This is a genomic window from Hymenobacter terricola (assembly GCF_017921975.2).
GTDB lineage: Bacteria > Bacteroidota > Bacteroidia > Cytophagales > Hymenobacteraceae > Hymenobacter > Hymenobacter terricola.
The window spans coordinates 1-22,460 of sequence record NZ_JAGEMO020000015.1; the positions used below are offsets into that span (position 1 = coordinate 1).

Consider the following 22,460-nt stretch of genomic DNA (forward strand, 5'->3'; position numbering starts at 1 on the left):
CAGCGCAGCCGCCAAAGTACGGCCTCCACGAACAAGCGCGTGTCCTTGGCCGTCACGCCGCAGGCATTCGCTTGGCCCGGCAAGAGTGGCGAAAGGCGTTGCCAGTGCGGGTCGGTCAGGAATGTGCGGTCTTTTTGCATCTTCAAAGCTCCCTTAATTGTTCACACGTCCTAGCTTTACCGGATGCTGCCTGCCAACCGCAAGAAGTTAGCCGCCATCGTCGTTCTGCTCCTCACCGGCCTGGCGCTGGGGCTGTGGTGGTGGCGCGTGCCGGTGCCCGGCGTGGGCATCGTGCTGCCGCGCGACACGTACACGCCGCGCCGCCAGGTGTTCCGGCCGCACCGGGGGCAAATTTTTGACCGGAAGGATTCGCTGCTGGCCTCCACCGGGCCGCGCTACCTGCTCCTCCTGCCGCAGCGCAAATGGCTGGATTCGGCCCGTCTCAACCGGCTGCTGGGCTGGCCCGATAGTGCTTTCGAATACCGCGCCCGCGACCTGCGCCGCCGGGAGCTGCCCGCGCAGCTGGCGCTCACCGCGGCCGAAGCCGACACCCTGCGCCGGCATCGCCGCACGTGGCCGGGGCTCACGGTGCGCGAGTACTCGGCCCGCAACTACACCGTGCACATCGCCGCGCCCGTGCTGGGCTACGCCTACAACAACGCCCAGCCCTTCCTGTACCAGGCCCAGCGCCTGGCCCGGGGCCGTTTTTATCGGCTGCGCAACGGCGGGCTGGAAACCTACTACAACGCCCTGCTCACCGGCCATCGCGGGGCCTACCACCCGCTGGTGGACGTGCTGAACCAGCGCCACGGCACCTGGGCGGCCGATACCGTGTACCAGCCCGGCCAGGACCTGCACCTCAGCCTCGACACGGAGCTGCAAGCCTACGCCGAGCGCATCATGGGCGAGCGCAAGGGCTACATTGTGGCCCTGGAACCGGCCACGGGCGAAATCCTGTGCTACGTATCGGCCCCAACCTACGACCCCGCCGTCCTCACGGCTTCCGGCCGGGGCCGCGAGCGGGGCGCGCTGCTGCTCAATCCCGACATGCCGCTGCTCAACCGGCCCGCGTTGCAGGCCAACCCGCCGGGCTCGGTGTTTAAGCTGGTGAACGCGGCCGTGGCCTTGCAGCTGGGCGCCATCACGCCCCTGGCCGCGTTTCGCTGCGACCAGTCCCTCATCAACTGCGTGCACGAGCATCCCAGTGCCCGCAACCTCACCCAGGCCCTGAAATACAGCTGCAACCCGTACTTCTACCGGGTGCTGCAAGCCGTGGTGGAGCAAATTCCCGATTCGCTGGCGCAACCCGTCGACACCTGCGCCGTGCGCCACCAGAACCTGGCGGCCTGGGCGCGGCAGCTGAAATCCTTTGGCCTCGACACGCTGCTGGGCGTGGATTTGCCCCGCGAGCAGCCCGGGTTTGTGCCCCTGCCGGCTTACTACGACCACCGGTACGGCCGCTGCGGCTGGACTTACCGAACCATCTACTCGCTCAGCATCGGGCAAGGCGAAATCAACCTCACCGGCCTGCAAACGGCCAATGTGCTGGCCATTGTTGCCAACCGGGGCTGGTACGTGACGCCGCATTTCGTGCGGGCCGTGGGCAGTTCGGGCGTGCCACTGCCCAGGTTCCAGGTGAAGCACCACACGCTGGTGGACAGTGCCAACTTCGCGGCCCTCATCCCCGGCATGGTGGCGGCCCTGGGCCACGGCGGCACCGCCGAGCTGGCCAGCCTGGCCGACGTGGGCATCAGCGTGGCCGGCAAAACCGGCACCGTGCAAAACGACGAAGGCGACGACCACGCCACCTTCGCCGGCTTCGCCCCGGCCAACCAGCCCAGAATCGTGGTGGCCGTGTACATCGAAAACGCGGGCTTTGGCGGCCTGTCGGCGGCCCCGTGCGCAGCCCTGCTGATGGAAAAATACCTGCGCGGAAAAATTGCCCCGAAACGCAAGCGCTGGGAGAACTGGCTGCGCTGCGGCAACCTGGCCGAGCAAGGGCATTGAATAACTTGCGCCGGCTGAACGGTTTCTTTGCAAAATAGATTTTACGACCGGCCCCCGCCGTCAGCTTTTCGCTCATGCAGTTCCACAAATACCAAGGCACCGGTAACGACTTCGTCATGATTGACGACCGCGCCCGTGCTTTCGATGAAACCGACCAGGCCCTGATTGCCGGCCTGTGCCACCGGCGCTTTGGCATTGGGGCCGATGGCCTCATCCTGCTGCGCAACAAGCCCGATTTCGACTTCGAGATGGTGTACTTCAACGCCGACGGCCGGCCCAGCTCCATGTGCGGCAACGGCGGCCGCTGCACCGTGGCCTTTGCTAAATTTCTGGGCTTAATCGGCGACCAAACCCGGTTTCTGGCCGTGGATGGCCCCCACGAGGCCCGCGTGGAAGCCGACGGCACCGTGCGCCTGAAGATGATTGACGTGGCCGCGCCCCAGGAAGCCGAAGTAGGGGAGCAGGACGTGTTTCTGCACACCGGCTCGCCCCACCACATCCACTTCCTCGACCCCAGGGAATCGCCCAGCCTGGCCAAATTCAACGTCTTCGCCGCCGGCCACGACATTCGCTACCACCAGGCCTACGGCCCCACCGGCACCAACGTCAACTTCGTGGAAATTCCCCTCGACCCCGCCCATCCCTGGCCCGTGCGCACCTACGAGCGCGGCGTAGAAAACGAAACCCTCAGCTGCGGCACGGGCGTGACGGCCGTGGCGCTGGCTGCCTCGCAGCGCGGGGCCGCCTCGCCGGTGCGCCTGCGCACGGAGGGCGGCGAGCTGGAAGTCTCGTTCCAGCAGCAGCCCAACGGCGGCTTCACCGAAGTGTGGCTGAGCGGCCCGGCCGTGCGGGTATTTGGCGGCGAGGTTTCAGCCACCGCGTAGCCTCACCCCCTGCCTCCCTCTCCCAAAAAGAGGGGGCACCGGTTCGGGTCCAGAGCAAAACAAAAAGAGCCCAGCATGCCTTGCTGGGCTCTTTTTGTTGAAAAATACGTTGCGCGCAAGTCCGGTTCCCCCTCTTTTTGGGAGAGGGGAGCAGGGGGAGAGGTTGACGCTTGGCCTACTTCTTCAGCATCTTCAGCAATTCTTGCGCGGCGGGCTCCGACGACGCCGGGTTCTGGCCCGTAATCAGGTTGCCGGCCGTCACCACGTAGGGCTGCCAATCGGGGCCTTTCGAGTAGTTGCCGCCGTTCTGCTTCAGCATGTCTTCCACCAGGAAAGGCACGATGTTCGTCAGCTGCACGGCTTCTTCTTCGGTGTTGGTGAAGCCGGCCACCGATTTGCCTTTTACCAGCAGTTCGCCGTTGGTGGCTTTCACATGGCGCAGCACGCCGGGGGCGTGGCACACGGCGGCTACCGGTTTGCCGGCGGCGTACATCGTTTCAATAAGGGCAATGGACCTGGGGTCTTCGGCCAAATCCCACAGCGGCCCGTGGCCGCCGGGATAAAACACGGCGTCAAAGTCCTCCGCTTTTATCGTGTCGAGCTTCACGGTGTTGGCCAGGGCTTTTTGGGCCGCAGGGTCCTTCTTGAAGCGCTCCGTGGCTTCGGTTTGAGCGCTGGGGTCGTCACTTTTGGGGTCGAGGGGCGGCTGGCCACCTTTGGGCGAAGCCAGCGTGAGCGTAGCGCCGGCATCGACGAAGGCGTAGTAGGGCGCGGCAAATTCTTCGAGCCAGAAACCGGTTTTGTGGCCGGTGTTGCCGAGCTCATCGTGCGAGGTCAAAATGATGGCAATTTTCATACGTGCGTGGGGTTGGGGTGGCGGATTGAATTTTAAAAATCGGTGGCGCATCTTGTCCCCGTTTCGGTGTCAGCAGGCCGGGCTGTACCCGGCAGCGGCATCCGCTTTCTGGAGGGCATGGAGGGGTTGTGACCGGTAAACGCAAAACAGTTGTATAATGTTTAATTGTGCACAATTAAACATTATACGTGCTGCATCCGCGCTTCTTTGGCGGCCAAAAACGCAACGACCTGCGGCAGCGTGGGCACAGCAAAAAGCCGACCTGGGAATAAATGCGGAAGTTTGAGCTGCGGCCATCTTTGCTCGGCTGCTACCCACTTTCCCCCATCAACCCTGCCCATGCACCTGCCCGCTTCGCCCGTTCATCTCCGCGCCCTCGAACCCGACGACCTCGAGTTTCTGTATGCGCTGGAAAACGACCCGGACATCTGGGGTGTGTCGGATACGCTGGTGCCCGTGTCGCGCCACGCGCTGCGGGAGTACCTGGAACACGCCACGGCCGATTTCTACGTAGTGCGCCAGCTGCGGCTGGTGATTACTACTGAGATTAGTCGCGTGCCGGTGGGGGTGGTCGACCTATTCGACTACGACCCGCTGCATCAGCGGGCCGGCGTGGGCATCACCGTTCTCGCCGGCGAGCGGCGGCACGGCTACGCCCGGCAGGCCCTGGAATTGCTGATGGCCCACGCCCGCCAGGTGCTGCGCCTGCACCAGGTGCATGCCACCGTAGGCGCGGGTAATCGCGGCAGTATGAAGCTGTTTCGGGCGACTGGGTTTCGGCGCGTAGGGGCCCGCCGGGAGTGGCTGCGCACCGCCACTGGTTGGCAGGACGCCGTGGAATGGCAGTGCCTACTGTAGCCCATGAATAATTCCTGGACATGGTTTTGCTTACATACTCCGAAATACCAATGCGGCAGTACCAGTGATTTGGGCCAGTAAGCTGAGCCATATCCTTCAGAGGACCGGGTGCGTATAATCCGGCAAGCGCCCCGGCCGAGCTATGCTGAGTTGTTCAGGAGCGGCGCGAAATCACTTCTTCCTGCCAGTTTTCATGCCCCCTTCTTCGACGGTGGAAGCACATTCGCGTGCCTCCACCACCGCTGCCCAGCCCAGCGCATCGGCTGCTGAAAATACTCCTCCCTATACCCTGCCCGACCTGGTTTGCTTTGCGCATTTGCATTGGGACTTTGTGTGGCAGCGGCCCCAGCACCTGTTGTCGCGCTTCGCCCAGCACGGCCGGGTGTTCTATGTCGAAGATGCTTTTTACCATGGCGACGACCTGATTGAGCCCCACGTTGAAACCAAAGAGCGCGACAACGGCGTGAAAGTGGTGGTGGTGCACCTGCCCCAGCGCCTCCGTGCCGACGAAGAGGCCAGCGACCAGGTCCAGTTTGAAGTATTAAGCAAATTTTTCTACGAGCAAGGCCTGACCAGGTACATTTTCTGGTACTACACGCCCATGGCTTTGGGTAAGTCGCGCCAGTTCCACCCCGCGCTCACCGTGTACGACTGCATGGACGAGTTGGCCAACTTCAAATTTGCCGCGCCCGAGCTGAAAAGTCGCGAGCAGGAGCTGTTCCGCAAAGCCGACCTCGTGTTCACCGGCGGCCACACGCTCTACGAAGCCAAGCGCGAGCAACACCCCGATGCGCACCCGTTTCCAAGCAGCATCGACAAAGCCCACTTTGGGCAGGCCCGCGGCCCGCTGGCCGAGCCGGCCGACCAGGCCGCCATTCCGCATCCGCGCATCGGTTTCTTTGGCGTGGTTGACGAGCGGCTGGATATTGAGCTGCTGCGCGAACTGGCTCACAACCATCCGGAATGGCAGTTTGTCATCATCGGGCCGGTAGTGAAAATTGACCCCGCCACGCTGCCCCGCACGCCCAACGTGCATTACCTCGGCGGCAAAGACTACAAGGAACTACCCGCCTACTTAAAGGGTTGGGATGTAGCAACGCTGCTGTTCGCTGACAACGAGAGCACGAAGTTTATTTCGCCCACCAAAACGCCGGAATATCTGGCGGCCGGCAACCCAGTAGTGAGCACGCCCATTCGCGATGTGGTGCGTCCCTACGGCGACCTGAAGCTGGTGCAGATTGCCGACAACGCCGCTGATTTCGGCCGGGCCATCGCCACGGCCCTCACCCAGCGCACCGATGCCGACTGGCGGCAGCGCACCGATGACTACCTGGCCACCATTTCCTGGGACCAGACCTGGCAGCAAATGGTGGACCTGATGCAGCAGCGCCTGGCTGGCAAAACCCCGGACGCGGCCACCACCACCCAGGCCAGCGCGCCCCTGCTCGCGCCCAAAGTGTCGGAAGTGACGCTTCCCCCGATTACGCCCGCCCACTAGGCTGGCCTGATGGGGCCGTGCGCCCGATGCAGTATTTCTGATTTCCTCCCGATAGCCTCTTCCTTACCACATTTCCATACCCCACGCACTATGTTCGATTACCTCATCGTTGGGGCCGGTTTTGCCGGCAGCGTGCTTGCCGAACGGCTGGCCACCCGCAGCAACAAAAAGGTCCTCATCATCGACAAGCGCAGCCACATTGCGGGCAACGCCTTCGACCATTATAACGAGGACGGCATTCTGGTGCACAAGTATGGCCCGCACATCTTTCACACCAACTCGAAAGACGTGTTCGACTACCTTGGCAATTTCACTGACTGGCGCCCCTACGAGCACCGCGTGCTGGCTTCGGTAGATGGCCAATTCGTGCCCATGCCCATCAACCTCGACACCATCAACAAGCTCTACGGCCTGAGCCTGACCAGCTTCGAGCTGGACGAGTTTTTTGCTTCCGTAGCCGAGCAGGTCGATGTTATCAAGACGTCGGAAGACGTGGTGGTGAGCAAAGTAGGCCGCGAGCTCTACAATAAATTCTTCAAAAACTACACCAACAAACAGTGGGGCCTCGACCCCTCGCAGCTCGATAAATCCGTCACCAGCCGCGTGCCTACCCGCACCAACCGCGACGACCGCTACTTCACCGACACCTACCAGGCCATGCCCCTGCACGGCTACACCCGGATGTTTGAGAACATGCTCAACCACCCCAACATCAAGGTGATGCTGAACACGGACTACCACGAAATCATGGACTTCATTCCCTTCAAGGAAATGATTTTCACCGGCCCGGTGGATGAGTATTTCGACTTTAAATTCGGTAAGCTGCCCTACCGCTCGCTGGAGTTCAAGCACGAAACCCTGAACAAGGAAAAGCACCTCCAGGCCCCCGTGGTGAACTACCCCAACGAGCACCCCTACACGCGCATCACGGAGTTCAAAGCCCTCACCGGCCAGGACCACCCCAAAACGGCCATCGTGTACGAGTACCCGCAAGCCGAAGGCGACCCGTACTACCCCATTCCGATGGCCGAAAACGCCGAGCTGTACAACAAGTACAAGAAGCTGGCCGATGAGACGCCCAACGTGCATTTTGTGGGCCGCCTCGCCACCTACAAGTATTACAACATGGACCAGGTAGTAGCCCAGGCCCTCACACTCTACAAGAAGCTGACCGAGCGCGAAAACGCCGCCAAGCCGGTGCGCCCCGCCATTTCGGGCAGCACCGCGCTGGTGGAAAAGCTGGTGAGCCGCTCGCCCAAGCAGGAGTAGCGTAGATTCTGCGAGTCCGCGTCTCGCCGCGTAGCGGCGAATCCGGGACCGCAAAAGGGCTGTGCACTTGCCCCGACGATTATTCGCCACCATGCGGCGAGGTGCGGACTTGCAGAGTCCGCGCTTCCTAAAAGCTCCGCCAATTTGGCGGGGCTTTTCGTTTTGGGACGGTTTTAGCGGAACGCTCCGTAAATTTGAGGTGCGCCACGGCGCTTATTCGCTAAAAGACTACCTAAATGTTTGAATTCCTAGGCAAGACCGTCGCCAAAATATTTGGCTCCAAGTCGGAGCGCGATTTAAAAGAAATCGTGCCTTACGTGGCGCTGATTAATGCCGAATATGCCAAACTGGCCGGCTTGACCGACGACCAGCTCCGCGCCCAGACCGACGGCGTGCGCGCCCGCATTGCCGAGCGCCTGGCCGGCCTGGATGGGCAGATTGCCGGCTTGCACCAGCAAATCGACACCCAGCCGCAGCTGGACGTGGCCCAGAAAGAAGGCCTGTTCGAGCAGATTGACGCGCTGGAAAAGCAGCGCAACAAGGACCTCGAAGCCGTGCTGCTGGAAGTGCTGCCGCCCGCTTTCGCCATTGTGAAAGAAACAGCGCGCCGCTATAAGGAAGTCGGCCAGCTGGTGGTAACCGCCACCGACTACGACCGCGAGTACGCCCGTCGTAAGGCCAATGTCACCATCCAGGGCGACCAGGCCGTGTGGGCCAATAAGTGGCTGGCCGGCGGGGCCGAAATTACCTGGGACATGGTGCACTACGACGTGCAGCTGATTGGCGGCGTGGTGCTGCACCAGGGCAAAATCGCCGAAATGGCCACGGGGGAAGGCAAAACGCTGGTTTCGACTTTGCCGTCGTTCCTCAATGCGCTGTCGAAGCGTGGCGTACACCTGGTGACGGTGAACGACTACCTGGCCAAGCGCGACTCCGAATGGAACGCGCCGCTGTTCGAATTCCACGGCATCACGGTGGACTGCATTGACAAGCACCAGCCCAATACACCGGAGCGCCGCGCTGCTTACCAGGCCGACATCACCTACGGCACCAACAACGAATTCGGCTTCGACTACCTGCGCGACAACATGGCCCGCGACCCCGAGGAGCTGGTGCAGCGCAAGCACCACTTCGCCATGGTCGACGAAGTGGACTCCGTGCTGATTGACGATGCGCGGACGCCGCTCATCATCTCCGGCCCGGTGCCGCGCGGCGATGTGCACGAATTCTACCAGCTCAAGCCGCGCATCCAGCGCCTGGTGGACGAGCAGAAGAAAGTGGTGCAGAACTACCTCGTGCAGGCCCGCAAGCTCATCGCCGAAGGCAAAACCGGCGCGGAAGAAGGCGACAAAAACGGCGAGGGTGGCCTCATGCTGTTCCGCGCCCACCGTGGCCTGCCCAAGAGCAAGCCCCTCATCAAATTCCTGAGCGAAAGCGGCAACCGGGCCGTACTGCTGGCCACGGAAAACCACTACCTGGCCGACAACTCGCGCCAGATGCCGAAGGCCGACGAAACCTTGTTCTTCACGATTGACGAGAAGAACAACCAGATTGAGCTGACCGAAAAGGGCATCGATTTGATTACGGCGCAGGGCGAAGACCCGCACCTGTTCATCATGCCCGACATCGGAATGGCCATTGCCGATATCGAGAAAAATACGGTCCTCACGGCCGAGGAAAAGCTGCATCAGAAGGAGAAGCTGATGAGCGACTACAACGAGAAATCGGAGCGGGTGCACACCGTAAACCAGCTGCTGAAGGCCTACACGCTGTTTGAGAAGGACGACCAGTACATCCTGACCGACGACGGCAAGGTGAAAATCGTGGACGAGCAAACCGGCCGCGTGATGGAAGGCCGCCGCTATTCCGACGGCCTGCACCAGGCCATCGAGGCCAAGGAAAACGTGCGCGTGGAAGACGCCACCCAGACCTATGCCACGGTGACCTTGCAGAACTACTTCCGCATGTACCACAAGCTGTGCGGCATGACCGGCACGGCCGAAACCGAAGCCGGCGAGTTCTGGGAAATCTACAAGCTCGACGTGGTGGTGATTCCCACCAACCGGGTGATTTCGCGCAAGGACTCCGACGACCAGGTGTACAAGACGGTGCGTGAGAAATACAACGCCGTGACCCTGGAAATCCAGAAGCTGGTGGAGGCTGGCCGGCCCGTGCTGGTGGGTACTACGAGTGTGGAAATCTCCGAGCTGGTATCGCGTATGCTGAAGCTGCGCGGCATTCAGCACCAGGTGTTGAACGCGAAGCAGAACCAGCGCGAGGCCGAAATTGTGGCCGGCGCGGGCTTCCCCGGTACTGTGACCATTGCCACCAACATGGCCGGCCGGGGCACCGACATCAAGCTGCGTGAGACTTCCAAAGAATCGGGTGGCCTGGCCATCATCGGCACGGAGCGCCACGAAAGCCGCCGCGTGGACCGCCAGCTGCGGGGCCGCGCCGGCCGCCAGGGCGACCCGGGTACGTCGCAGTTCTTCGTGAGCCTGGAGGACAACCTGATGCGCTTGTTCGGCTCGGACCGGATTGCGAAGCTGATGGACCGCATGGGCATGGAAGAGGGCGAGGTTATCCAGCACTCGATGATTACCAACTCCATCGAGCGGGCCCAGAAGAAGGTGGAGGAAAACAACTTCGGCACGCGCAAGCGTCTGCTGGAGTACGACGACGTGATGAACGCCCAGCGCGAAGTGGTGTACAAGCGCCGCCGCAACGCCCTGCACGGCGACCGCATGGAAGTCGACATCCTCAACATGATTTACGACGTGAGCGAGGACATCGCCGCCGGCCACAAAATCACCGGTGACTTTGAGGATTTCAAGCTGGCGGTTATCAAAGTGTTTGGGTATGATACTTACCTCAGCCAGCAGGATTTGGCCGGCCTGCAGGTTGCGGCCCTCACCCAAAAGCTGTACGACGAGGCCCTGGGCTACTTCCAGAGCAAGAACGAGCACATTGCCAGCAACTCGCTGCCGCTGGTGAACGACCTGCTGGGCCAGAACGCGCCCTACGAGAACATTGCCGTGCCCTTCACTGACGGCAAGAAGCAGGTGCAGGCCATTGCCAACCTGCGCAAGGCCCAGGCCACCGGCGGCCACGACATCCTGCGCCAGATGGAAAAGGTGGTGGTGCTGTCCGTGATTGATACGGCCTGGACCCAGCACCTGCGCCAGATGGACGACCTGAAACAGGTAGTGCAAAACGCCGTGTACGAGCAGAAAGACCCGCTCCTGGTGTATAAGTTCGAGTCCTTCGAGCTGTTTAAGCGCATGATTGGTAAGGTGAACGAGGAAACCACTTCCTTCCTCTTCCACGCCGATGTGCCGGTGCAGCAAGGCGCCGTGGGCACCAACGACGAGCAGGACTACTACCTCGAAGACGAGGAGCCCGCGCCCAAACTCACCGTCGAGCACGAAGACATGCTCCACTCCCTGGGCGCCGGGCCTGAGGACATGGGCCCGCCCGACCAGCCCGCCGTGAAGCAGGTGCCCGTGCGCAGCCAGAAGGTGGCCAACCGCAACGAGAAGGTAAGCGTGCAGTACATGGACGGCCGCGTGGTGCGCGACGTGAAGTACAAGACCGTGGAGCAGGACGTGCTGGAGCACCGCTGCGTGCTGGTGGACTAAGTAGCTGGTCCATTTGAATGGATAAGGGAACGCACCGGCCGATTGGCCGGTGCGTTTCGCGTTTGGGTGGGGCGGCAGAAACCGGACGGCCACCGCCGGCTCCGTGCTAACGACCGAACTGCCGGGCAGTCGAATCGGATTTCCGGCTCCTTTCTTTAAGGCCACTGCTCCGGCTACCGTGCTGCTGCCGGCCGTGCCCGGCGCGACCCCGGCCACCCTCACCGTGCTCAATGCGCTGGGCCACCCCCTGTGCACCCAAACGGCTGCTACCAATTCAACGACCAGGCTGGACCTCACCGGCCTGGCCCCCGGCCTGTACGCCGTGCGGGTGGCGGCCGGGAGCAGCGCCGCCACCCACCGGCTAGTGGTGGAATAGCCGGTTCGCCCTCAGCGGCGGGGTGGGCGGTGCTCGTGGTCCTGGCAGCCGATGAGCCAATCGCGGGCATCGGGCTCGTTGTCGAAAAAGTAGGGGTAGAACTCGTGCCAGGCGTGCTGCCGCAGCAGGGTTTCGGTGCCAATGCTCTCGATGGCGTGGCGATGGACTTCGCTGGCGACGCAGGCCACGAATACCGGCGAGCCCAGCTCGATGCCCACTTGCTCGGTGAGCAAGGTCTTGAGCCAGCGCAGCAGGGCGGGGCTGTACTCGTCCTGGGCGCGCATATCGAACAGCCAGAAGCGGCAGCAGTTGTAGTGCCGGGCGGCGGCCACCAATTCCTGATGAGGAGGGTGCAGCGAGGTATCGGCAACGTCGTGCCGCCAACGGCCCACCAGTATCCTCGAAATGGACTCAAATTCGAGAGAGAAGGCGTCGGAGAGGACCGTGGGCATGGGAGGAAAGGATATGCTATTAAAGATATAGAATTTTTAACAGATGAGCTAGCGCGGCCGGCTCATCGTGGCGCACGAACCGATGCTTGACGCCTTAAGGCCCCGCCCCGAAAGCCGGCTGCCCCACCAGTTCGCCGGGAAGCCAACCTCCGGGCGCCGCCAGCAGGTGGCCAACCGCAACGAAAAGGTGAGCGCACCGGACCTGTACGGCCGCATCGTGCGCGACGCGAAGTAGAAAACTGTGGAGCAGGACGTGCCGGAACACTGCTGCGTGTTGGTAGACTAGGTAGCCGGTCCATTTGCTGAATATGAGAACGCTCCGGCCGGTTGGTCGGGGCGTTGTTGGTTTTTAAGCTAATGGCGCAATGTGATGGTCAACTACATTTACAAAATGGCATAACCGGACATCAGTGTATTTTACCTAAAGATGAAACACCTTTCCTTCTTTGTGCATGGCTGGCAGATAATCGGCTGTGCCTTATTGATGATGTTGGCAACGGCATTGAATGCGCGTGCACAGGTGCCGGACTGGCAAGCCGCCGTGGCTATCGGCGGCGGCACCACCGTGACAGCCACCACGACGGATACCAGTGGCAACGTGTATCTGGCCGGCAATTTCAGCGGGACCGTGAGCGTAGGCAACACTACCTTTAGCGCCGCAGGCGGGCAGGATGTATTTGTGGCTAAATGGAATAGCGTTACCAATAGTATCGTGTGGGCCCAGCGGGCAGGCAGCACTAGCGACGACCACGCTTTTGCCCTGGCCGTGAGCGGAACCAGCGTATATGTGGCCGGCGACTTTTTGGGCACCGCCACGTTTGGCAGTACCCAAGTGGTCAGCAGGGGAGATATCGACGGCTTCGTGGCCAAGCTGACTGACGGCGGTACATCGGCCACCTGGAACTGGGCTTTGATGCTAGGGGGCACGGCCAGCGACCAAGCCTACGCCCTGGCCGCCAATGGCCCCAACGTGTATGTGGGCGGGGTGTTCAATAGTTCCACGGCTCTTTTTGGTTCTAGTACGGTCACCAATGCTTCCACCAATGGCTCTACAGCCGATGGCTTTGTGGCTCATCTCACCGACACCGGTTCGGCCGGTGCCGTGACGTGGGTGCAGCCCGTGAGCGGCTCGGGCAGCGACTTTGTGACCTCGTTGGTCGTAGCCGGTAATGCGGTTATCGTGGGTGGTCAGTTTTCCAATACACTGGCCTTCGGCAGTACTGTGCTGGTCGGGGGCAGTCTCACCGGCTTCGTGGGCAAGCTGCTGGACACGGGGAGTACCAGCCAGTATGCCTGGGCCGTGCGGACCAACGGCATTGCCGTCATCATCAATGCCGTGGCCGTGGACGGGGCCAGCGTGTATGTGACCGGGCGGTTTCTCTTCAATGCCGCCTTTGGAAGCTACTCATTTACGAGCGCGGGCACGATGGGCGGCTACGACGTCTTTGTGGCTAAAATCACCGATGCGGGTACTTCGGCCGCCTTCACCTGGGCCGTGCGGGCGGGCGGCGTGGCCAGCGACTACGCCAATGCCATCGCGGCCAGTGGGGGGAACGTGTACGTTACGGGCGGCTTTTCCGGGACCAGCAGCTTTGGCGGCACCAGCTTAACCGGGGCTGGCCTCGTCGATAACATCTTTCTGGCCAAGCTCACGGACGTGGGTGGCACGGGCAGCTTCGACTGGGCAATTGCGGCCGGCGGCGGAAATTCCCAGCAGGCGTTGGGAGTGGCCATTGGTACGGGCGGCCGGGTGTACGTGAGCGGGGGCGCGGTACCTGGGGTGATATTTGGCCGCATTCGCGTTTTGGGAGTGGGTAACGGCGGCGTGGGCTTCCTGGCTTCCCTCACCGATGCCACCCTTACGGCCACTAGCATGGCTGCCGCCGCTGAGCAGCCCATTGTATTTCCCAATCCCGCCCACAGCCGGGTCACCGTGCAAATACCCGCCGTGTTCGGCACTGTCACCGCCACGCTCACTGTGCTCGATGCGCTAGGCCGCACCCTGCGCACCCAAGTGGCCGCCACCAATTCCAAAGTCGAGCTGGACCTGACCGGTCTCGCTCCCGGCCGGTATGCTGTGCGGGTAGCGGCCGGCGGTAGTGCGGCCACGCGCTGGCTAGTGGTGGAGTAGGAGCAGGAGAGGGCCGCACTCGCCCGGCGCAGCGAAATGTGAGCGGGGGCTCAGTCGGCTAGCTGGTCGGCGGGGTGGGTGGCCTGGGCGGCGTGGCATTCCAGGAGCAGCAGCACCTGGTCGAGGCTGAGGTGGCCCAGCACGTAGCGGTCGAGCAGTCCCCGCTCGTAAGCGCAAGGGGCGATGGGTGTGTTGCTGGTCATAGCCAGTGCCCAGGTTACCCGCTTGGTACGCTTTTCGGTGTTTTCCATACCGCAAATATCCGCTGGCTCAGTCATTCGGATACTCCCTTGAAAAACGGATTTTGCTGACGAAAAATACGGATATTGACCTGCGATTTTTCCCTGGTCGGAAGAAGGCGGGGCATTACTACTCGGAGTTAACGGGATTGGCCTGGACCAGGGCAACTGTCATTTGTCGTTTAGATGAACCCGAAAATGCTTCAAGCCAGGTCGAAAAACCATTGAGTGAAGTCGAAAAACACCTGAGTGAAGCCGGGAAAACCTTGGGTGAAGCCGAAAAACATTTAACCCAATCCGAAAACCCATCGGGCCAAGTCGGAAATCAATTGGGCCAAGCCGCCGAAGGCTGGGGTGAAGCCGAAAACCTACTTGGCCTTTAGGGTGGGACCGCACCGTTGCACGACTGTGGCAGCACCGCTTTTTGCGCCTCATTGCCCGCGTCGGTTGCGGCATTGGTTGCAGATAATTATTCACTGCCCAGATGCGAAAGGCTACGTCCCGGCACCCTTGGTATCGCTGCCGGAAACCCGCAATTATGGAGTGATTACCGTCCTGATATGGGACGAATAGTTCCGGTTTGGGATGAATGGCCGGCGCTGCCGATGGGCTGCCGGCTGCCGCGCAGCTGTTTCCAAGTGGCCCGGCAGGCTGTGGAGGGCATTAATGCCCTATGGCGAAGGGGACGGGTGGGAGTGGGCAAAGACGTGGTGCGGCGTTTGCTACGGTTGAGGTTCATCATTTCAACCCACTCATTTTCATGCGCAAATCTAAACTCATCGAAGACTACGCCAAGCTGGCCAACGACGCCCTGGCGCCCTTTGCCCACAGCGCCGTGCGCCAAACCAGCACCAGCGGCTTCATCAAAAACGGCGGCGAGCTGACCAAGCCCCTTGATGTGGCCGTGGCCCTGCTCGATGCCGACGTGGCTGCCACCGACCACCCCATGCCCGCCCAAACTGCCCAGCGCGACCTGCTGCGCGCGGCCACCGTGCTGGAGCTGAACCGCCTGGCCAAACGCCTCAACCTCGACTACCTGGCCGATGAGCCGGCCCTGCTCTCCTCGGGCCTCACCCTGGCCAGCAGCACCGGCACCCTGGCCCGCGTGGCCCCCGCCACCGAAACCGTAATGGACTTCGACCTGGTCGACAGCACCATCGGCTGCCTGCTCGTGAAGCTCAAGCGGCCCACCGGCACCACCCAAAACCTCATCCGCTACTCCCTCGACGGCAAGCTGGCCGAGGACAACTGGCTGGTGGCCGTGGGCGGCGGTCGCGAACGGGTGCTGGGTCCTTTCGAGTCGGGCACTAAAATCTTTGTGAAAGCCGCCGGCCTCACCGGCTCCACCACCGAGCCGCAGTATTCAGCCGTGAAAAGCCGCATTGTGCAATAGCGGGCCAGTGCGGCTCTGCCTCCCGCTGCCGGGCAGTGGGAGGCTTTTTTGTGGAGCAGCCAGGCCGGGGCCGCCGGGTTGGGGGCGTGCGGGGTGTTTCTTTGAGGCTTCGCTTTTTACTTCTTTTGCATGAAACACCTTTCTACCCCCTGGCGCGGCTGGCTGCTGGTGGCGCTGTGCTGGCTGGCCGGCCACGCCGCACCGGCCCAAACCCCCGACTGGCAGCAGGCCCTGGCCATCAGCACCCCGGCCGGCAGCTCCTCGGAGGTAAGCGCCACAGCCCTGGCACCCGATGGCAGCGTGTACGTGGCCGGCAGCTTCAATGGCACGGTCAGCTTTGGGAGTACTATTCTCAGTAGCCCCACCACCTACGCCGCTTTTGTGGCCAAATGGAACCCCGGCACCGGCACCTGGGCCTGGGCACTAGCCATGCCCACCGGACTGACTGCCTACGTGAGCGCCGTGGCCGTGAACGGCAGCAGTGTGTACCTGACGGGCAATTTTGTGAGTTCGGCCACCTTTGGCAGCACCACGCTCACCAGCGCCGGCAGCTACCGGGGCTTCGTGGCCAAGCTCACCGATGCCGGCCCCACGGCGGGCTTTGTGTGGGCGCAGGGCATTGGCGGCGCTACTTATGATTTTGCGTTTGGACTGGCAGTGCAGGGCACCAGCCTCTACGTGGTGGGCGACCTCAACAGCCCCAGGGTCAGCTTTGGCACAACCATTCTCACCAACTCCGGCTACTCTACCGGCTACGTGACCAAGCTGGTGGATGCCGGCTCCTCGGCAAGCTACGCCTGGGCGCAGGCTGTCATCAGCCCCACCCTCAGCCAGCTCCGGGCGGTGGTAGTGCAGGGCAGCAACGTGTACGTGGCCGGCCACTTTGCCGGGCCCGCTGCCTGCGGCAGCACCAGCCTGGCCACTTCCAATGCCAACGATTTTGACGTGGTGGTGGCCAAGCTCACCGATGCCGGCACCACCGGCAGCTTTACCTGGGCTCGGCAGGCCGGCGGCACCGGCACCGACCGCAGCACGGCCCTGGCCGTGGCCGGCACCAGCGTTTACCTGGCTGGCAGCGAAGACAGCCCCACCGCTACCTTTGGCAATACCAGCCTAACGGGCCTGGGCAATACCGATGCATTTGTAGCCAAGCTCACCGACGCGGGCGCTACCGGCAGCTTCGTGTGGGCGCAGTCGGCCGGCGGCACCGGTTTCGATGGCGTCACGGCCCTGGCCGTGCAGGGCCCCAGCGTGTACTGCACCGGCTACACCACCAGCCCCCAGGTGCATTTTGGCAGCACCACCCTGCCCGGTCTGGGCGACTACGATGCCTTTGTGGCCCGCTTGCTCGATGCCGGCAGCAGCAGCAGCTTTGCGTGGGTCCGGCCGGCCGGCGGGGCGGGCAGCGACGAGGCCACTACGCTGCTGCTGCGTGGCACGCAGGTAGTGGTGGGCGGCTACACCGAGGGCAGCGCCCGGTTCAGTACCCAGGTCATCACCAGCCTTACCGCCAACACGTTCGGCTTCCTGGCTTCCCTCACCGATGCTACCCTGGCGGCCACTGCTCCCACCGTGCCACTGGAGGAGGTGAGCCTTTACCCCAATCCGACCCATGCCTCGGCCACGGTGGTGGTTCCCGCCATGTCTGGCGTGGTCACCCTCACTGTGCTCGATACGTTGGGCCGCCCCTTGTGCACTCAGGCTGCCGCTACCAATGCTTCCACCCGGCTGGACCTGAGCGGACTGGCTCCCGGCCTCTACACCTTGCGCGTGGTTGCCGGCGCCGGCACCGCCACGCGCCGCCTGGTGGTGGAGTAGGGGCAAATCAAATCAACCTGCTCGTACCCGATGCCGGGGGTGCTGTTCCTCATAGGGAATACGGATTGTGGTAAGGCCACCGGGCTGGTTGCTCTGGCTAATGTCCCTAATGCCGCCTTGCTTGCCGTCGTCGTAACCGCCAGTCGGGCGCCCGCCGGGTGCATCAACACAAAGGCCCCTTGCTGTCTGGCAAGGGGCCTTTGTGTTGATGCGGTTGCCTTGGTGGGCAATTGGGTTGCTGCCGGCGCTTAGCGCCGGGGCGGCCGGTGGTTGTGGTCCTGGCTGTCGGCCAGCCACTCACGGGCGGCCGTTTCGGCGGTGAAGAAGTAGGGGTAGAACTCATGCCGGGCCTGCTGACGCAACAGCGTTTCGGTGCCGATGCTCTCGATTTCGTTCCGGTGGCTTTCGTTGGCCACGCAGGCCACGAACACCGGCGAACCCAGCACCGACACCACCTGTTCGGCCAGCAGCGCTTTGAGCCAGTCGAGCAAGGCGAGCGAAAATTGGTCTTGGGTGTGCATATCGAGCAGCCAGAAGCGGCAGTTGTTGTATTGCAGCGCCGCGGTCAGCAGCTCTTTGTGCGGCGGGTAGAGGGTGCAGTCAGCCACGTCGCACAGCCAGCGGCCCACCAGCACGTTTGTCGCGGGCTCGTATTCAAGGGCAAAAACATCAGAGAAAACGTTGCTCATAGGGGGGCATTAAAAAGGCAGCTGTGCGCTCGGCAAAGCCCCGATTGTGGTGGAGCTTAAAGCCGGATTCGCCCTGAAAGCAGAACGGTGCAGGAATGGTTCCGCGCGGTGAGATTGACGGGGCCGCGCCGGGACCAGAGGAGGCCGCATTCCCCGCTACCTTTGCCCCATGACCCTAGCCGCCCGCATCGACCACACCCTGCTGCGCCCCGACTGCACCGAGACGCAAATCATCCGGCTTTGCGAGGAGGCCGCGGCGCACGGCTTTGCCAGCGTGTGCGTGCCGCCGTGCTACGTGGCCCTGGCCACCGGCCAGCTGGCCGGTACCGGCGTGCCGGTATGCACCGTTATTGGCTTTCCACTGGGCTATGCCACGTCCGCGGTGAAGTTCAAGGAAGCCGAAGTGGCCCTCTACGACGGGGCCACGGAGCTGGACATGGTCATCAACATCTCGGCCCTGAAATCGGGCAAGGCCGACACCATTCAGGCCGAAATCCTGGACCTGGCCGACTTGTGCCACGTCCATCAGGCTTTGCTTAAAGTCATTATCGAAACCGCCCTGCTCACGGAGGAGGAGGTGGTGCTGGCCGCCGGCCTGTGCGTAGCCGGGGAGGCCGATTTCGTGAAGACTTCCACCGGCTTCGCCAGCCGGGGCGCCTCCGTGGCCGACGTGGAGCTGCTGCGCCGGGTGCTGCCCGCCACCATGCGCATCAAAGCCGCCGGCGGCATTCGCACCCGCGAAGCCGCGCTGGCCCTGGTAGCCGCCGGCGCCGACCGCATCGGTTCCTCTAATAGTTTGGCCCTGATTACCTCAACCGATGAACCGACCGCTGCTTAAGATGGTATTGGCCCCTACGCTGCTGGTGCTGGCTGCCTGCGCCAGCACTGCTTCCCAAACTCCGCGCACCAGCACCCCCCCCGATACCACGCTGAAAAAGACGGCCGCCGCTCCGGTCGCCCCCCTGCCGGCGGAGGACGTGACCCGGTACCGCCCCACGTTCCCGGCCCCCAAAGCAACCCCGGTAACGGCCGCGGCGCCCGTCAAAACCGGCCCGCTGCCCACCAGCCAGGTAAATCCGCAAATCGAGCAGCGCCTGCGCGACCAGGCCTACACCAACCAGAACGTGAAGTATGCGCAGGGCTACCGCATCATGGTGTATCTGGGCCTGGAGCGCGATAAGGTAATGGCCATTCGGCGCACCATCATCGGCCGCTACCCCGACGAAACCGACTACATCACGTTTAAATCGCCCGTCTACCGGCTCTACATCGGCGACTACCTCACCCGGCTTGACGCCGCCCGGGGCATGGCCCGCCTGCGCGGCCTCACCCCCAAGCTGGAGCTGGAAGCCACCCAGGTGCTGCTGAACAAGAACCCGTAGGCCAAGACGAGTAACAGAACGTCATGCTGGGCTTGTCGAAGCATCTCTACCGCAGCACTAACCCAATCGTTAAACGAAGCGGTAGAGATGCTTCGTCAGGCTCAGCATGACGTTCTATTTTTTTCTATCCCCACCATGCCCACCAACCTCATTCCCCGCATCCAAACCCTCGCCGCCGCCCACGCCGCCGATACCGTGGCCCTGCGCCGCCATCTGCACGCCCACCCCGAGCTGTCGTTCGAAGAAACCAACACCGCCGCCTTCGTCACCCGGGAGCTGGAAAAGCTGGGCCTGAAACCCAAATCCATTGCCAATACCGGCGTAGTGGCCCTGATTGAAGGCCAGCCCGGCGGCCCTACCATTGCCCTGCGGGCCGATATGGACGCCCTGCCCATCCAGGAAGCCAGCGACGTGCCCTACAAATCGACCAACCCCGGCGTGATGCACGCCTGCGGCCACGATGTGCACACCGCCTCCCTGCTGGGCGCGGCCCGCATTCTGAATGAGCTGAAGGGCGAGTTCAAGGGCACCGTCAAGCTCATGTTTCAGCCGGGCGAGGAACGGCTGCCCGGCGGCGCTTCGCTGATGATACAGGAAGGCGTGCTGGAAAACCCCGCCGTGAGCAACGTGCTGGGGCAGCACGTATTCCCGCACCTGCCGGCCGGCAAAATCGGCCTGCGCCCCGGCCGCTACATGGCCAGCACCGACGAGCTCTACCTCACCATCAAAGGCAAGGGCGGCCACGGCGCCATGCCCGAGATGAACCTCGACCCCGTGCTGGTGGCCGCCCACATCATCGTGGCCGCCCAGCAAATCGTGAGCCGCCGCGCCAACCCCAAAATCCCCTCCGTCCTGAGCTTCGGCAAGGTCATCGCCAACGGGGCCACCAACGTTATTCCCAACGAGGTGTACATCGAAGGCACTTTCCGCACCCTCAACGAGGAGTGGCGCGCCGAGGCCCACCAGCACCTGCGCCGCCTCTGCGAAGGCCTGGCCGATAGCATGGGCGCCGTGTGCGAGCTCGAAATCCGCCACGGCTACCCCTACCTGGAGAACGAGCCCGCCCTCACCGCCCGCGTCCGCGCCGCCGCCGAGGAATACCTCGGCCCCGAAAACGTGGTCGAGCTGGACCAATGGATGGCCGCCGAAGACTTCGCCTACTTCTCCCAGGCCGCGCCGGCCTGCTTCTACCGCCTCGGCACCCGCCACGAAGACGGCCGCTTTGCCTCCTCCGTGCACACGCCCACCTTCGACATCGACGAGCAGGCCCTGGCTACCGGGCCCGGCCTTATGGCCTGGCTGGCCGTGAAAGAGCTGGCCGAAGCCTAATCACCCCGCCCTGTATGAAGCATCTTTTCGCCTGCGCCCTGTTGCTGGCCGGGCTGGCGGCCCACCCGGCCGCTGCCCAAACCCGCCGCGCGCTCTACGGCCTCCAGCTCTGGCCCGAGCTGCAAGCCGAGCTGGCCCTGCCCGGCAACGACTACCTCCTCCTGGCCGTGCGCGGCCAGAACATCACCGACAACAACGGTTTCAACGACCCCAGCCGCTTTCTGGGCTTCGACGAGCGGCGCGTGACCGTCGGCTACGAGCATTTCTGGGACGAGCACTGGAGCATTGGCGGCACGCTGGGCTACGCGTCGTTCAGCAAAATCTACGTGGTGGTGCCCGAATTTCTGCTCCGCCACCGCAGCCAGCTCGGTCCCCTCACTTTCGGCCAGCGCCTGAGCGTGGAGCGCACCTTCCCCAGCCCCACCAGCGCCAAAGGCCTGACCAACGCCCGCCTGCGCGTCGACCTGGAGAAGATTCTGCCCATCGGCCGGTTTGCCCTGCGCCCGCGCCTGAGCTACGAAGCTGCCTCGCACGTCCGGTTTCTGAAGTCTGACACCGACCCCGACGAGCGCACCATCCAGTTCACCAGCCTGCGCGGCGAAGTAGGCGTACGCCTGAGCCCGCAGCTGGACGTGACACCGTGGTTTGCCTACCAAACCAGCTATTATTTCGCCTTGCAGCAGTCAGGCTCGGGCGGCATCATTCCCGCCGGCCGGCTCAACGTGGTTTCGCCGGTAGTGGGCCTCGATGTACGCTATTCTATTTTGCAGGGACAGGACGCCGCTACCCGCCAGCAACTCCCCACCCAGCATTAGTCGCCGTGCGGCAGTCCAGTGCACAGTTGAATTGATGGCAAAATGACAGGTCAGCTATTTGATGCAATAATGCCTTGACAACATCTCTGCGGCTGATTTGCTGTTTTATTGGATGAATGTATCATCCCGGTATTTATCAGATTGAGACAATTTGTCTTAATAAAGGCCTTGTATTGGATTGGTACAGAATTTAAGGAGAGGGAAATGTGCCGCAACCCGGCTGACGTTATCCACCTTAAAAATCAGAAATCAACCCATGGCAACTTTGCTGTATAATACCCGCCCTTCCCTGCGTCCCAGCCGCGCTCTGAGCACCATGCTCGCCGATATGCTGCGTGACCCACAAACGGCCCCCGCCCAGCCTGTCCCCACGTTTACCCCCGCCGCCGACATCCTCGAAACGGCCACCGGCTTTGAGCTGCACCTCGCCCTGCCCGGCGTGAAAAAAGACGCCGTCCACATCGACTTCCTCGACGGCCAGCTGGTGGTTTCCGGCGACCGGCCCAACCCGGCCGCCGTAGCTAAAGCTGCCGCTGCTCCCGCCACCGAAGCCAGTTCTACGCCCGCTGAAGCAGCACCCGAAACCCCCGCTGCGCCCACGTTCCGCCGCACCGAAACCAATTATGGCGCTTTCAACCGCCGCTTCCGCCTGCCCGAAACGGTGAACGTGAAGGCCATCGGCGCCGAGCTGACCGATGGGATTCTGCGCGTGACGCTGCCTTTCGACACTGAAAAAGTGACAACCCAGCACATCGAAATCCGCTAATCTCGGACGAGTCAGGTAAAAAAGGCATCCCTCGGGGTGCCTTTTTTGCAGTGCGGCGTG

General features: G+C 62.7%; 21 protein-coding genes. 17 read left to right on the forward strand and 4 right to left on the reverse strand.

Translation table 11 applies throughout. The annotated features are described in order from the left end of the window. The first annotated feature begins 183 nt into the window (after positions 1-183). Complete coding sequence (locus J4G38_RS11820) at positions 184-2,007, forward strand: peptidoglycan D,D-transpeptidase FtsI family protein (RefSeq protein WP_210521009.1); 1,824 nt, start codon at positions 184-186, stop codon at positions 2,005-2,007. 74 nt (positions 2,008-2,081) lie between these two features. Next, positions 2,082-2,891 (forward strand): diaminopimelate epimerase, encoded by an 810-nt coding sequence (gene dapF / locus J4G38_RS11825; RefSeq protein ID WP_210521010.1) that lies wholly within the window; start codon positions 2,082-2,084, stop codon positions 2,889-2,891. Between the two features lie 175 nt (positions 2,892-3,066). Here dapF and J4G38_RS11830 read toward each other — a convergent pair whose 3' ends face one another. Then, on the reverse strand, positions 3,067-3,747 hold the full coding sequence (locus J4G38_RS11830) for a type 1 glutamine amidotransferase domain-containing protein (protein ID WP_210521011.1): 681 nt from the start codon (positions 3,745-3,747) through the stop codon (positions 3,067-3,069). A 339-nt stretch (positions 3,748-4,086) separates the two neighbouring features. Between J4G38_RS11830 and J4G38_RS11835 the strand changes: the two genes are divergently transcribed. From J4G38_RS11835 to J4G38_RS11855, 5 genes are all read left to right on the forward strand, one after another. After that, positions 4,087-4,605, forward strand: coding sequence for a GNAT family N-acetyltransferase (locus tag J4G38_RS11835; RefSeq protein WP_210521012.1), 519 nt, complete (start codon positions 4,087-4,089; stop codon positions 4,603-4,605). Positions 4,606-4,798: 193 nt separating this feature from the next. Further along, positions 4,799-6,103 carry a glycosyltransferase family 1 protein gene (locus tag J4G38_RS11840; protein WP_210521013.1) on the forward strand — a complete coding sequence of 435 codons (1,305 nt, stop codon included), beginning with the start codon at positions 4,799-4,801 and terminating at the stop codon, positions 6,101-6,103. 90 nt (positions 6,104-6,193) lie between these two features. After that, positions 6,194-7,372, forward strand: a complete 1,179-nt coding sequence (gene glf / locus J4G38_RS11845) for a UDP-galactopyranose mutase (protein ID WP_210521014.1) — start codon at positions 6,194-6,196, stop codon at positions 7,370-7,372. A 236-nt stretch (positions 7,373-7,608) separates the two neighbouring features. Continuing rightward, positions 7,609-11,010 (forward strand): preprotein translocase subunit SecA, encoded by a 3,402-nt coding sequence (gene secA, locus J4G38_RS11850; RefSeq protein WP_210521015.1) that lies wholly within the window; start codon positions 7,609-7,611, stop codon positions 11,008-11,010. A 103-nt stretch (positions 11,011-11,113) separates the two neighbouring features. Then, positions 11,114-11,386 carry a T9SS type A sorting domain-containing protein gene (locus tag J4G38_RS11855; protein WP_210521016.1) on the forward strand — a complete coding sequence of 91 codons (273 nt, stop codon included), beginning with the start codon at positions 11,114-11,116 and terminating at the stop codon, positions 11,384-11,386. Positions 11,387-11,397: 11 nt separating this feature from the next. On the opposite strand, the gene J4G38_RS11860 is transcribed toward J4G38_RS11855, so the two are convergent. Continuing rightward, positions 11,398-11,838: a hypothetical protein gene (locus tag J4G38_RS11860; protein WP_210521017.1), complete on the reverse strand. Its 441-nt coding sequence runs from the start codon at positions 11,836-11,838 to the stop codon at positions 11,398-11,400. Between the two features lie 82 nt (positions 11,839-11,920). Here J4G38_RS11860 and J4G38_RS11865 point away from each other — a divergent pair, with 82 nt between their 5' ends. Next, on the forward strand, positions 11,921-12,073 hold the full coding sequence (locus J4G38_RS11865; RefSeq protein WP_210521018.1) for a hypothetical protein: 153 nt from the start codon (positions 11,921-11,923) through the stop codon (positions 12,071-12,073). Positions 12,074-12,265: 192 nt separating this feature from the next. Further along, entirely contained in the window at positions 12,266-13,969 is a 1,704-nt protein-coding gene (locus J4G38_RS11870) for a T9SS type A sorting domain-containing protein (protein ID WP_210521019.1), read from the forward strand. 50 nt (positions 13,970-14,019) lie between these two features. On the opposite strand, the gene J4G38_RS11875 is transcribed toward J4G38_RS11870, so the two are convergent. Then, the gene (locus tag J4G38_RS11875) at positions 14,020-14,220 is read right to left on the reverse strand and encodes a hypothetical protein (protein WP_210521020.1); all 201 of its coding nucleotides are present in this window, start codon (positions 14,218-14,220) and stop codon (positions 14,020-14,022) included. Positions 14,221-14,273: 53 nt separating this feature from the next. Between J4G38_RS11875 and J4G38_RS11880 the strand changes: the two genes are divergently transcribed. The 3 genes from J4G38_RS11880 to J4G38_RS11890 all read left to right on the forward strand — a co-directional run bounded on the left by J4G38_RS11880 (position 14,274) and on the right by J4G38_RS11890 (position 17,419). After that, a complete protein-coding gene (locus tag J4G38_RS11880; protein WP_210521021.1) occupies positions 14,274-14,591 on the forward strand; it encodes a hypothetical protein in 318 nt (105 codons plus the stop codon). A 377-nt stretch (positions 14,592-14,968) separates the two neighbouring features. Beyond that, on the forward strand, positions 14,969-15,601 hold the full coding sequence (locus J4G38_RS11885) for a hypothetical protein (RefSeq protein WP_210521022.1): 633 nt from the start codon (positions 14,969-14,971) through the stop codon (positions 15,599-15,601). Between the two features lie 129 nt (positions 15,602-15,730). Next, positions 15,731-17,419, forward strand: a complete 1,689-nt coding sequence (locus tag J4G38_RS11890) for a T9SS type A sorting domain-containing protein (RefSeq protein WP_210521023.1) — start codon at positions 15,731-15,733, stop codon at positions 17,417-17,419. A gap of 248 nt (positions 17,420-17,667) precedes the next feature. On the opposite strand, the gene J4G38_RS11895 is transcribed toward J4G38_RS11890, so the two are convergent. Beyond that, a complete protein-coding gene (locus J4G38_RS11895) occupies positions 17,668-18,108 on the reverse strand; it encodes a hypothetical protein (protein ID WP_210521024.1) in 441 nt (146 codons plus the stop codon). Between the two features lie 169 nt (positions 18,109-18,277). Between J4G38_RS11895 and deoC the strand changes: the two genes are divergently transcribed. From deoC to J4G38_RS11920, 5 genes are all read left to right on the forward strand, one after another. Continuing rightward, positions 18,278-18,946: a deoxyribose-phosphate aldolase gene (deoC, locus tag J4G38_RS11900; protein WP_210521025.1), complete on the forward strand. Its 669-nt coding sequence runs from the start codon at positions 18,278-18,280 to the stop codon at positions 18,944-18,946. After that, entirely contained in the window at positions 18,927-19,490 is a 564-nt protein-coding gene (locus J4G38_RS11905; protein ID WP_210521026.1) for a hypothetical protein, read from the forward strand. Before deoC ends, J4G38_RS11905 begins: the two co-directional genes overlap by 20 nt. Positions 19,491-19,625: 135 nt before the next feature. Next, positions 19,626-20,819 (forward strand): M20 metallopeptidase family protein, encoded by a 1,194-nt coding sequence (locus J4G38_RS11910; RefSeq protein WP_210521027.1) that lies wholly within the window; start codon positions 19,626-19,628, stop codon positions 20,817-20,819. Positions 20,820-20,833: 14 nt separating this feature from the next. Further along, positions 20,834-21,634 (forward strand): hypothetical protein, encoded by an 801-nt coding sequence (locus J4G38_RS11915; protein WP_210521028.1) that lies wholly within the window; start codon positions 20,834-20,836, stop codon positions 21,632-21,634. 256 nt (positions 21,635-21,890) lie between these two features. Further along, complete coding sequence (locus J4G38_RS11920) at positions 21,891-22,400, forward strand: Hsp20/alpha crystallin family protein (RefSeq protein ID WP_210521029.1); 510 nt, start codon at positions 21,891-21,893, stop codon at positions 22,398-22,400. Positions 22,401-22,460 lie beyond the last annotated feature (60 nt).